Source organism: Mycobacterium intermedium, from assembly GCF_002086275.1.
GTDB lineage: Bacteria > Actinomycetota > Actinomycetes > Mycobacteriales > Mycobacteriaceae > Mycobacterium > Mycobacterium intermedium.
The window spans coordinates 84,118-96,517 of record NZ_MVHT01000001.1 but is presented as its reverse complement, the minus strand read 5'-3'; the positions used below and the strand labels follow the sequence as shown (position 1 = coordinate 96,517).

Here is a 12,400-nt window from a genome sequence, read left to right as displayed (position 1 = left end):
TACGTTATCGGCCGTCAACGATCGCCAAATCTCCGACGGCTACCGCGGTTTCGATCGACTCACGTAATGCCGAGCAGACCAGAAACGGCCGCCGGTGGTGCCCGGCCAACCGGTCCGAATCCCGACGTTCGGCACACCGCGCGGACGCCTCGGCGTTCCATTGCACGCTGGTCTGGTTCCAGGTGGCCTTACGGACCAGCACCTGTGCCCCACAATTGCGGCATGCGACGGGCGCCATCGGCATGTCGTCGAGGCGGTTGTCCGCCCGCACCGACAGCTTCATGAGACCGAGCCCGCGTTGGCGGCCATGTTCGCCTCGATCTGCTTCATCCACGCCTCGTACGGGCGGGTGGTGTCCAACTCGAACTCGAAGCGGTCCACCATGTCCGGCTGCACATCGGCGACGTCGACATAGAACTGTTCATACCAGCGCCGCAATTGATAGACCGGACCGTCCTCCTCGACCAGCAGCGGGTTGTCGATGCGCGCCTTGTGCCGCCAGATTTCGACGTCCTGCTCGAAGCCCAACTTGACGTAGTCGCCGAGGCTGATCGCGGTCCGCATGGCCTCGTCTTCGGGCAGGTTCGCGGACTTCTTGACGATGATCCCGTATTGCAGCACAAACGAATTCGCGTCGATCGGGTAGTGGCAGTTGATGAGAACCGTTTGCTGGTCCCCCTCTTCGTAGTGGTAGGTCAGGTCGTCGATCATGAACGAGGGGCCGAAGTAGGACGCCACCGAAGTGGTGCCGAGCATCTTCGCGCCCTCGGAACCCATGTCGGGACGGCCTTCGCCGTTCATGTACTGCGTCGCGACGTGTCCCTCGAAGATGTTCTTGAAGTACGTCGGCAGTGAGCCGTGGATGTAGAAGAAGTGCGCCATGTCCACGACGTTGTCGATGATCTCGCGGCAGTTGCTGTTCACGACGGTGGTGTACCAGTGCCAGTCGGTCCACTCGTCGCTGCCGGCGCCCTCGATGCGGGGAATGGCGACTTCCGGCGGCGGCGGGTTGTGTTCGGGGTCGTTCCAGACGAACAACATGCCGTCTTGCTCCAGCGTGGTCCAGGTGGCCGTGCGGGCCATTCGCGGCGTGCGCCGCGCGTACGGCACCAGTTTGCAGCGGCCGTCGCCACCCCACCGCCAGTCGTGAAACGGACAGGCGATTTCGTTTCCTTTGACCTGCCCCTGTGACAGGTCACCGCCCATGTGCCGGCAGTAGCTGTCCAGGACGTTGATCTTGCCGTCGCCGCCGCGGAAAACGACAAGCTTCTGGCCGAAGGCGTTGATCGCGTGCGGCTTGCCGTCACCGAAATCTCGAATGAGGCCAAGGCAATGCCAGCCGCGGGCGAACCGGGCGGGAACGGCCTGCGCTTCGATGTGCCGAATTTCTTCGGCGCCGTGTTGCGACGTCATACCAACCTATTCAACGCCTATCCGCGGGGCTGCGGGGATTACCTGTTCCACTCAACAGGAAACTCTTCCGCTGTCGCGCTCGGCGCGCCTAACGTCCCTGCTGTGAGCGCACACAGCACGACGATTCCGGCCGGCCTGCCCGTGGCCGACACGTGCGTAGACCTGCTGGTGGTGGGCTCGGGGACGGGGATGGCTGCCGCGCTCACCGCCCACGAGCTCGGGCTTTCGGTGCTGATCGTGGAGAAGTCGTCATACGTGGGCGGCTCGACCGCGCGCTCCGGCGGCGCGCTGTGGCTGCCCGCCAGCCCGGTGCTGGGCGCCGACGACTCGGCGGCCAAGGCCACCACCTATCTCGATGCGGTGGTCGCCGGGTCGGCACCGAGGGCGCGGTCGGTGGGATTCGTCGAGCATGTGCCCGCAGCGATCGACATGCTGAAGCGCACCACGCCGATGCGACTCTTCTGGGCCCGCGACTACTCGGACTATCACCCGGAGGAGCCGGGGGGCAGCGCGGTCGGGCGCACCTGCGAGTGCCATCCCCTGGACACCTCGATCCTCGGCCCTTACCGCTCACGGGTACGGCCCAGCATCATGGAAACCGGCTTCGCGATACCGACGACGGGCGCCGACTACCGGTGGATGAATCTGGTAACGCGAGTGCCGCGCAAGGGAATTCCGACGTTCGGCAAGCGAATCGCACAGGGCCTCGGCGGTCTGTTGGTGGGGCGACACTATGCGGCGGGTGGCCAGGCGCTGGCGGCGGCCCTGTTCGCGGGGGTGCTGCGCGCCGGCATCCCGGTATGGACCAACACCACACTGCTGCGCCTGGACGGCGACCGCGACCGCGTGCGCGGCGCCGTCGTGGACCATGACGGCCGCCAGGTCACCATTACGGCCCGACGCGGGATAGTGCTGGCCACTGGTGGTTTCGACCACAGCATGGACATGCGGTGGAAGTTCCAGTCCGAAGCACTCGGCGCGAACCTGAGCCTGGGTGCGGACACCAACACCGGCGACGGCATCCGCGTGGCGCAGGAACAGGGTGCCGGCATCGCGCTGATGGATCAGGCGTGGTGGTTCCCCGCCATCGCCCCACTGCCCGGAAAAGCACCCGCGGTGATGCTGGCCGAGCGCTCGCTGCCGGGTTGCCTGATCGTGGATCAGCATGGCCGGCGCTTCACCAACGAGGCCGCCGACTACATGTCCTTCGGGCAGCGACTGCTCGAACTGGAGCGCAGCGGCAACCCAGTCGAAGCGATGTGGATCGTCTTCGATCAGCAGTACCGCAACAGCTATGTCTTTGGCGCCGAACTGTTTCCGCGGATGAAGGTCCCCCAGTCGTGGTATGACGTCGGGATCGCGGTCCGCGCCGACACCCTCCGCGAATTGGGTGCCCGCATCGGGGTGCCGGTGCACGAGTTCGTCAATACGATGGACCGGTTCAACGAAAACGCCTACGCCGGTGCGGATCCCGACTTTGGCCGAGGCCGCAGCGCGTACGACCGCTATTACGGTGACCCCACCATCACGCCCAACCCGAACCTGCGTCCGCTGACCAAGTCTCCGTTCTATGCGGTGCGAATGGTGCTGAGCGACCTGGGTACCTGCGGCGGGCTCAAGGCCGACGAGCGCGCCCGCGTGCTGCGTGAGGACGGGACGGCGATCGGTGGGCTCTATGCGATCGGCAACACCGCGGCCAATGCGTTCGGCACCACATACCCGGGCGCCGGCGCGACCATCGCGCAGGGCTTGGTGTACGGCTACATCGCCGGCAAAGAGGCGGCCAGGGAGGCTGCCAAAGGCTAGTCCGCCATCCGCTTGGCCTCGACCTGCTTCTCCACCTCGCGCCAATATCCCGGCGTGGGTCGAGGCCTGCCGAAGCCGGCCTTGGCGGCCTCTTCGATGATCGCCTCGGCTTCGTCGATGTCCTTCATCAGTTCCAGGGCGAACTCACGCTCGGCGGCGTAGTACTTCGCCGCCCACCGCAAGGCGATCACCGAGTACGCCCAGGCGGGTTGGGCTTCGGCGCCCTCGGCGTCCTCGACGGCCTTGCGATGCCTGGCCTCGGCATAGGCCACGTGTTCCTGCAGCAACTCCTTGAGCCGCGTCGGGTTGCTCAGGTGACCGAAGGTGACGCGCAGCAGCATGCTGTGCTTGAGCACCGGCGGGTCGACGGGAGCCTCATTGGTCCACTTGGTCACCGCCTCCATGCCGGCCGGGGTGATCTTGTAGAGCCGGCGGCTGCGGGTACCCTCGTCACGCTCGACACGCGAGGTCACCAGCCCCAGACTCTCCAGCTTCTTCAGTTCGGTGTAGATCTGGCTGTACGACGGGCTCCAGTAATAGAGGTCGACGCTCCAATCGATCCATTTCTTCAGGTCGTAGCCCGAAACTTCCTCTTCGTAGGACAACATTCCCAGCAGCGCCCAACTGGTGGAGGCAAGCGCCGGCTTCGCCGACTTTTCGCTGGCAGGGTCCATTTCGAAAGGTTAACAACACCGGTCTGCTGATGGTGGGCGACGGACCGCTGGCCGGGACGCCGAGTTGACTGGCCCGGCCCGCGCATGGTGGATTCGATTGCCGCAATGCCCCTCCGACGAAAGCTGGGACATGACTGATCCGACCGGTCCGTCGAACTACGAGACGCTGGCGGTCTCGGTGCGGCGCTTGATCGACGCAACAATCCGTACCGAGGTATCGCCGGAGGTCGTCGCCGCCGCTGCGGCCAAGATCGACAGCGTCACAAACGAACTCAGCGCCGCCCTGATGCCGGGATCGTTCGGGGAGCGCACGGTCGACGATGGGCAACCCGTAGCCGCGGGCAATGCGGTCATCGGGATCCGCAACCCATCGGCACCTCCGCTGGTGATCCACCACAACGACGACGGGTCGGTCTGGACCGAATTCACCCTCGGCGCGGCGTATGAAGGCCCGCCGGGACACGTGCACGGCGGCGTCATCGCCCTGATTCTCGATCACGTGCTCGGGGCGCCCACGCACAAAGCCGGGCGGCCCGCCTACACCGGGACATTGACGTTGCGATATCACCGGCCGACGCGGCTGCGGCGCCCGCTGCGTTCCGAGGCTCGCATCGAAAGTGTGGACGGGCGAAAGAATTTCGTGGTGGGAAGCATCAGCGATGCCGACGGCCCGACCGTAACGGCCGAAGGCGTGTTCATCCACCGGCGCGAGTCACCTGCCAGCTAAGGACTAATTCCTCTGGTGCGTCGGCCCCGGTGTGCTCCACGATGGAATCACCAGCCACTGGAGGATGATCATGCCGGACACGTTGGTCGATGCCGAGGTGCTCAAGGCCGCGGTGCAATTGGCATGCCGAGCCCCGTCGTTGCATAACAGCCAGCCCTGGCGATGGGTGGCCGACGACGCCAGCCTGCACCTGTACCTCGACCACAACCGGATCCTCTACTCCACCGACAAGTTGGGCCGCGAGGCCCACATCAGCTGCGGCGCCGTGCTCGACCATCTGCGGGTCTCGATGGCCGCGGTCGGCTGGGCCGGCGACGTGCAACGGTTCCCCGATCCAGCCGATCCAGACCATCTCGCGACATTCGAATTCCGTCCGGCCGACACCATCACCGACGATCAGCGTCGTCGTGCCGAGGCAATGCGGCAGCGCCGCACCAATCGTCTTCCGTTCGCCGAACCGAAGATCTGGGAGCCGCTGGAGACGTTGCTGCGCAACGTGGTCGACTGTGGGCCGGTTCACCTTGACGTGTTGGCCGACGAGCTGCGCCCCGAAGTCGCCAGGGCATCCCAACTCACCGAGTCGCTGCGCCGTTACGACTCTTCATACCACCACGAATTAGATTGGTGGAGCGGCCATTTCGAAAACAGTGATGGCATTCCGCGCACCTCGCTGGTGTCGATGGACGAAAGTGAACGCGTCGACGTCGGACGCATATTTCCCGCCGGTCCGCAGCACCCGGGACATGCCGGCACCGGGCCGGACCGGTCCAAGCTGCTAGTGCTGTCCACCGACGAGGACACCCGAGAACAAGCTCTGCGATGCGGTGAGGCGTTGTCCGCAGTGCTGTTGGAGTGCACCGTGGCCGGCCTGGCGACATGCACACTGACCCAACTGACCGAGTTGTGGTCCAGCCGTAACCTCATCGGCACCCTGACGGGACGGGCAGCCATGCCGCAACTCTTGATTCGGGTCGGTGAAGCACCCGCGCTGGGCGAGCCGCCCCCCATGACACCACGGCGGCCGCTGGCGGAGGTCTTGACGTTTCACCGCTCGAATTGAAACGAAGGGCCCTAAGTCCCTTCGATGTGAGCCGCAGGTCATCCTTCGACATCTGGCCTTAGGGCCCAAATGCTCTGGTGGCCCCCTCGTTTGCGAATCATCCTAAGAGGGCGAAGGAGAGGGACGAATGCCCAAGCATTGGTTGGTGATCGAAGGTGACGGACCCCCGACGCCGTTTCGCGCCCGACTCGCCGGGGCCGGTCGCCATCTGCCTAGCACCGTGCTGACGACGGACGAACTGATGTCGTCCACGCGCCACCGCACCCATATCGATCTGGAACGCCTGACCGGGATCCACGAACGACGCGTCTCGGTCGGAGACGAAGACTCCTACAGCCTTGCCACCGCGGCGGCGCTCGACTGCCTGGAAAAAACGCAACGACCGGCCGCGTCGCTCGATGTGGTGATCAACTGCAGCATCACGAAGTTTCGCGACGGCTTGACCCAGTGGGTGGAGCCGACGATGAGCGGTGCCGTCGCTCGCGCGATCGGGGCCGACAATGCGGTGACGTTCGACTTGTCCAACGCCTGTGCCGGAATGCTGACCGGAGTCACGGTGCTCAACAACTGGATCCGGCAGGGAACCGTCGAGCGCGGGCTGGTCGTCAGCGGCGAGTACATCTCCCAACTCGGCCAGAACGCTGCCCAACACATCCGCAGCATCGTGAGCAAAGAACTCGCCTGCCTGACGCTCGGCGATGCCGGGGCGGCACTTATGCTCGAGCGCGCCACACCGGGGTCCGGCGCCATCAGCCTCACCGGGTTCACCACGGTCGCCGACTACAGCCGGCTCTGCCTCGCCTACCCGAAGGGGCACGATCCCGGTGCCCGGATGTTCACCGATTCGCGGGGAATCCAGCAGGCGGCCATCGCCAATACGCCCCTCCTGCTGCACGAAGTGCTCGAAACGGCGGGCATCGCCATGCATGACGTCGATCACGTGATCACTCATCAAACGTCGGCCCGCGCGATACGCAAGGGAATGGCCGCGATGTCCGCCGCATTCGGCGACCGCCCGCAACATGACGCGGTAATCACCGTCGACCGCTACGGAAATACGGCGTCGACGACCCACACCGTGGCACTCGTGGAAGAACTCGAAGCCGGACGGATCCGGCCGGGCGAAACAATCGCCCTCATTGCTTTGGCATCGGGTCTGGAGATCGGTGTCGTTCTCCTCACCGTGGACGAGGATTTGGTGAGCCGCTATGGGCACAGTGATTGATCGAATCGACGTCGTCCAGGCCGGTTGGCACACCCGCCGCAGCGCGTTGCGCTTAGCCGTCGCGGCGGCCAAGACCTGTCTGCACAAGGCCGGCCGCGAGCCCGACGACGTGGATCTTTTGATCAATACTGGTATCTACCGCGACAAGAATCTGGCGGAGCCCGCCCTCGCCGCACTCATTCAGGACGACATCGGGGCCAACCCCGAGGATCCGCACGGTGACGCGCACGGCACGTTTTCCTTCGACGTGTCAAACGGAAGCTGCGGAGTCCTCACGGCGCTGCAGATCGTCGACGGATTCCTGCGATCGCGGACCGTGCGGTGCGCCTTGATCGTCGCGAGTGACGCGAACCCGGGGCGCGGGATGAGTGAGCACTTTCCGTTCTCCCCCACCGGGGCCGCCATGTCGTGTGGCTGGACCGACGATGAGTACGGGCTGGGCCGCGTGCACTGGGTGAACATCCCCGACGACGGTGAAAACTTCCGCGCCACAGTCGGCCTCGAAGATGGGCGCAATGTTCTCCGCTTCGGTGGCGCAGCCGCGATGGACGAGCACTTCGCCGCCGCGGGGGCCCGCGCGGCCCGCAACTGCCTCCGGGAGGCCGCACTTGGCCTTTCCGACGTCGACATCATCGTCGCCGCGCCCGGTCGGCGGACGTTTCAGACCGCGCTGGCAACCGAACTCGGTGTACCGGCGGACCGGATCACCGTCGCGGACGACGAGCGTGCGCATAGCGCCGCATTGGTGGCGGCGCTCGGTCGTGCCGGCGAGCAGCTTCGGCCGGGCGCCCGAGTTCTGCTGGTCGCCGCTGCAGCGGGTGTCACCGCCGGTGCCGCCCTCTACCGTGAGGCACCCGGCGACCGTTGACCTGTCCAGTCTGGCCCGGCCTGGCATCGAAAATACGAGGAGAAGCCCGTGTCGAGACGCAATTCCCAACCCGGCGTCGTCGTCGGCGTCGACGGTTCGTCGAGCGCCAAGCTTGCGGTCCAGTGGGCAGCGCGCGACGCCGAATTGCGCGACGTTCCGCTGACCTTGGTACACGTTGTGCCGGCGACGGCGGGGTCGTGGCTGGACTCGTCATTGATCCCGGAGTGGATGCGTCGGCAGCGCGAGCACGGCCAGCACGTGATCGATGAAGCGCTGCAAATCGCCAGCGACAGCTGCCAGCGGGGTTCCGCTCAGATCGATTGCGAAATGCCTGCTGCGATAACCGTTCCCGCTCTGGTGGACCTGTCAAGAGACGCCGACTTGGTGGTGGTGGGTTGCCTCGGTACCGGCACGTTGCGGGGCCGTCACCTGGGTTCGATCAGCGCCGGACTCGTGCATCACGCACGGTGCCCGGTCGCGGTGATTCATGACGGCATCCAGGTCAGTGGCGATAGCGAGGCGCCGGTGTTGTTGGGGATTGACGGATCGCCGGAGTCGGAACTGGCCACTGCGATCGCATTCGAAGAGGCGTCGCGCCGCGAGGTGGAGCTGGTGGCCTTGCACGCGTGGGACCCGGTGGGTTGGTACGACGACATCGTCAGTTTCTCCGGGCCCAAGTGGTCGGAGTTGCGGGCGGTAGAGGACGAAATCCTTGCCGAACGTCTGGCCGGCTGGGCCGATCGATATCCCGACGTGACGGTGCACCGCCAAGTCGTACGCGACAAGCCGGCCCGCCAGCTCGTGGAGTCATCCCACTGGGCTCAACTCGTCGTCGTCGGCAGTCACGGCCAGGGCGGTTACGCCGGGATGTTGCTGGGTTCGGTCAGTGCGGCGGTGGTGCTGTTGGCCCAGGTGCCGGTCATCGTCGCCCGCGAAGCGGTGGCGGCGTCATGACGCGACCCGTCACGCTCGACCCCCGCTACCACGACGCCGTGATCTTCAACCTGGACGTTGTGTTGACCGACGCAACGGATCGTCCGGCGCTCGAACCGACGACCAAGCTGGCGCGCAAGTTGCTCGACGTTGGGATCACCACGGCCGCTTACGTATTGCGCCCGGGTGGTCGACAGCTGCTGGAATCCGCAGGTATCGATCACCTCTTCGATGCGTGTATCGAAGGAGCGCCTTCCACCGTGCTCATCGAAGCGATCAGCCAACTCGGTGTTCGTCCGGAGCGGTCGGTTGTCATCGACGACCTCGGTACCGAGGTAGCGGCGGCCAACGGTGGCGGCTTCGCGCTCGTCATCGGCGTCGGCTCGGCCGGTGACGCCGAGCGCCGACCAGAGTTGCGCGCCGACATCGTGGTTTCGGACCTGGACAACGTGACCGTGCGCGCGGGAGATCGACGGATGTCGGAGCTGCCCAATGCCGTGCAGTCCTACGGTCAGATCGTCGGCGTTCTCGGTGCGCGAGAAGCGATCCTGTTTCTCGACTACGACGGCACCCTGTCCGACATCGTTTCCGATCCCGATGCTGCCACGCTCGTCGAGGGAGCCGCGGAGGCGCTGGAAAGCGCTGCGGCGCAGGGCCCCGTGGCCATTCTGAGCGGTCGTGACCTCGCTGACATTCGCTCCCGAGTACCGGTAGGCAACATCTGGTTTGCGGGTAGCCACGGTTTTGAGTTGACCGGACCCGACGGCACCTATCACCAGCACGAGGCGGCCGCCGCCGCGGTCGATGTCCTCAAGCGTGCGGCGGCCGAGTTGGGCGAGAGCCTGGCGGCGATTCCCGGACTGCGGGTGGAGCACAAACGCTTCGCGGTCGCGCTGCACTACCGGGAGGTTACACCGGAACACGTCGACGAAGTCATTTCTGCCACAATTCGATTCGGAAAGAAAAACGGCCTGAGAGTCACCAGCGGTCGCAAGCTCATAGAGCTGCGACCAGACATTGACTGGGACAAAGGCGCAACACTGGCCTGGATCCGTGCCCGTATCGACCCGGACCATGCGATGTTGCCGGTCTACATCGGCGACGACCTCACCGACGAAGATGCTTTCGAAGCAGTTCGTTTCGACGGCATAGGAATCGTCGTGCGGCACTCGGAGGATGGCGACCGCCCGTCGGCGGCACAGTTCTGCCTCGAGAGTCCGGCGGAAGTCGTAGATCTCATCCGGCGTGGATCGAACTGGTTGGCATACAAGCACCAGACGTTGTCCAAGTCTTGGGAATTCACCTATGAGGGATACGATCCCGAGGCAGAGAAGCTTCGTGAGGCGCTGTGCACGCTGGGAAATGGCTACTTCGCCACCCGCGGCGCCGCACCCGAGTCCAAAGCCGGGGCATTTCACTATCCCGGCACCTATGCCGCCGGCATCTTCAACCGCCTTTTCGACGAGGTCGCCGATGTCACCATCGACAACGAGAGTTTGGTGAACCTGCCCAACTGGCTCGCCCTCACCTTCCGGATCGACGGCGGCAGCTGGTTCGACATCGACTCGGTCGAGCTGCTGTCATACCGCCAGGTTCTCGACCTCCGGGGCGCGGTCCTGACGCGGGAGGTGCGCTTCCGCGATGACGCCGGACGCACCAGTTCGCTTACCCAGCAACGGTTCGTCGCCATGCACATGCCTCACGTCGCCGCCCTGGCGACCACGATTACCTCCGAGGATTGGTCCGGGACGATCGAGATTCGCTCGACACTGGACGGCAACGTCACCAACTCGCTGGTCGAGCGGTACCGGGAGCTATCCAGCAATCATTTGGAGTTGGTGCACACCCGAGAAATATCGGACAACTCTGTGCTGCTGGCAGTTTCGACGAATCAATCACGAGTCCCCATTGCCATGGCGGCGCGAAACACCGTGTGGCAGGGCGGAAAACCCGCCCCGGCTACCTACCGCCTGGTCGCGCGGGAGGCAGAGATCGGCCACGACATCACCGTGGAGGTGTCAGCCGGTGCGACGTTGACGGTGGAAAAAATCGTGACCTTGTTTACCGGCCGCGACGTTGCGACGTCCGAACCCGCGGTCGATGCCGAGCGCTGGCTGGGCCGCCTGGGCAGATATGACGAACTCCGTGACGGGCACTCGATTGAGTGGTCGCATCTGTGGGAGCGCCTGTCGATCGAGTTAGAGGACTTCGCAGACGAATTGCGCATCCTGCGCCTGCATCTGCTGCATCTGTTGGTGACGGTGTCGCCCCACTGCGCCGACCTCGATGTCGGGGTGCCGGCGCGCGGACTTCACGGTGAGGCATATCGGGGTCACATCTTCTGGGATGAGTTGTTCATCTTCCCCGTCCTCAACCTGCGCCTGCCCATGGTCACCCGGGCACTGCTGGGATACCGGTACCGGCGCCTCACCGAGGCCCGTCACCTCGCCAGGGCGGCGGGATACTCCGGGGCGATGTTCCCGTGGCAATCGGGCAGCGACGGACGCGAGGAAAGCCAACGCCTGCACCTCAATCCACGCAGCGGCCGATGGAACCCCGATGCGAGCGCCCGTGCGCATCACATCGGCATCGCCGTCGCCTACAACGCGTGGAAGTTCTATCAAGTCACCGGGGATCTGGCCTACCTGATCGACTACGGTGCGGAAATGCTGGCCGAAATCGCACGCTTCTGGGTGAGTCGGGCCACGTACGACGAAGATCGCGGTCGGTACAGCATCCGCGGTGTCATCGGACCCGACGAGTTCCACTCGGGCTACCCCGCCGCGCCGTACGACGGCGTCGACAACAACGCGTACACCAACGTGATGGCGGTCTGGGTGATCATCCGGGCCCTGGACGCACTGAACCGACTGCCGCTGCCGAATCGAATCGACCTTTTGGAGAAACTCGGACTGCACAGCGAGGAACTTGCGCACTGGGACGACGTCAGCCGTCGGATGTTCGTGCCGTTCCATGACGGCGTCATCAGCCAATTCGAGGGATACGACGAGTTGGATGAATTGGATTGGGAGCGCTACCGCCGTCAATACGGCAATATTCAACGCCTCGATCGCATCCTGGAGGCCGAGGGCGACGACGTCAACCGCTACAAAGCGTCAAAGCAAGCAGATGTGTTAATGCTGCTCTACCTATTGTCGTCGGATGAGTTGCGTGAGCTGCTCGACCGGCTCGGCTACCGGTTCACACCCGAGCAGATCCCAAGGACCGTCGAGTACTACCTGGCGCGCACCTCGCACGGGTCGACCTTGAGCGGCGTCGTGCACACGTGGGTACTGGCCCGTGGCAACCGGGATCGCGCGCTGGAATTCTTCCAGGAGGTGTTGCAGTCCGACGTCTGCGACACCCAGGGCGGCACCACAGCGGAAGGTGTCCACCTGGCGGCCATGGCCGGCAGCGTGGACCTGATGCAACGGTGCTTCACCGGTCTGGAAACCCGCGGGGACCGCATTGTCTTGTCACCGAACTGGCCGAAAAAACTTGGGGTGCTGGCATTTCCGATCCACTATCGCGGCCTGCACCTGCACCTGCGGGTCAGCGGTAAAGGGGCGATAATCAGTGTGGACCCGCGCGGCGCCCAGGGCGTCGAAGTGGCAGTGGAATGCCACGGTCGGGTCGTTCAGCTCAGGCCGGGAACCACGGTGCGGTTCCCCGGCTGACTTGTCCGGCCAGCCGG

10 protein-coding genes are annotated in these 12,400 nt (G+C 64.9%); 7 read left to right on the top strand and 3 right to left on the bottom strand.

Going from position 1 to position 12,400, the window contains the following annotated elements; all coding sequences use genetic code 11:
• Positions 1-4: 4 nt before the first annotated feature.
• Together BST27_RS00275 and BST27_RS00270 are read right to left on the bottom strand one after the other, a co-directional pair.
• Positions 5-283 (bottom strand): ferredoxin, encoded by a 279-nt coding sequence (locus BST27_RS00275; protein ID WP_069419243.1) that lies wholly within the window; start codon positions 281-283, stop codon positions 5-7.
• Positions 280-1,413, bottom strand: a complete 1,134-nt coding sequence (locus BST27_RS00270) for a 3-ketosteroid-9-alpha-monooxygenase, oxygenase component (protein WP_069419244.1) — start codon at positions 1,411-1,413, stop codon at positions 280-282. The genes BST27_RS00275 and BST27_RS00270 overlap by 4 nt, the downstream gene beginning before the upstream one ends.
• Before the next feature lie 102 nt (positions 1,414-1,515).
• On the opposite strand from BST27_RS00270, the gene BST27_RS00265 reads away from it, so the two are divergent.
• On the top strand, positions 1,516-3,219 hold the full coding sequence (locus BST27_RS00265) for a 3-ketosteroid-delta-1-dehydrogenase (RefSeq protein ID WP_079219976.1): 1,704 nt from the start codon (positions 1,516-1,518) through the stop codon (positions 3,217-3,219).
• Here the strand turns inward: BST27_RS00265 and BST27_RS00260 are convergent.
• Entirely contained in the window at positions 3,216-3,893 is a 678-nt protein-coding gene (locus BST27_RS00260) for a PadR family transcriptional regulator (RefSeq protein WP_069419245.1), read from the bottom strand. The two genes, BST27_RS00265 and BST27_RS00260, sit on opposite strands and share 4 nt — an antisense overlap.
• A gap of 130 nt (positions 3,894-4,023) precedes the next feature.
• On the opposite strand from BST27_RS00260, the gene BST27_RS00255 reads away from it, so the two are divergent.
• From BST27_RS00255 to otsB, 6 genes are all read left to right on the top strand, one after another.
• On the top strand, positions 4,024-4,620 hold the full coding sequence (locus BST27_RS00255) for a PaaI family thioesterase (RefSeq protein ID WP_069419246.1): 597 nt from the start codon (positions 4,024-4,026) through the stop codon (positions 4,618-4,620).
• A gap of 70 nt (positions 4,621-4,690) precedes the next feature.
• Positions 4,691-5,680: an Acg family FMN-binding oxidoreductase gene (locus BST27_RS00250; RefSeq protein ID WP_069419290.1), complete on the top strand. Its 990-nt coding sequence runs from the start codon at positions 4,691-4,693 to the stop codon at positions 5,678-5,680.
• 127 nt (positions 5,681-5,807) lie between these two features.
• Entirely contained in the window at positions 5,808-6,905 is a 1,098-nt protein-coding gene (locus tag BST27_RS00245) for a 3-oxoacyl-ACP synthase III family protein (RefSeq protein ID WP_069419247.1), read from the top strand.
• Entirely contained in the window at positions 6,889-7,773 is an 885-nt protein-coding gene (locus tag BST27_RS00240) for a 3-oxoacyl-[acyl-carrier-protein] synthase III C-terminal domain-containing protein (protein WP_069419248.1), read from the top strand. Before BST27_RS00245 ends, BST27_RS00240 begins: the two co-directional genes overlap by 17 nt.
• 48 nt (positions 7,774-7,821) lie before the next feature.
• Complete coding sequence (locus BST27_RS00235) at positions 7,822-8,727, top strand: universal stress protein (RefSeq protein WP_069419249.1); 906 nt, start codon at positions 7,822-7,824, stop codon at positions 8,725-8,727.
• The gene (gene otsB / locus BST27_RS00230) at positions 8,724-12,383 is read left to right on the top strand and encodes a trehalose-phosphatase (protein WP_069419250.1); all 3,660 of its coding nucleotides are present in this window, start codon (positions 8,724-8,726) and stop codon (positions 12,381-12,383) included. The genes BST27_RS00235 and otsB overlap by 4 nt, the downstream gene beginning before the upstream one ends.
• Positions 12,384-12,400: the final 17 nt, after the last annotated feature.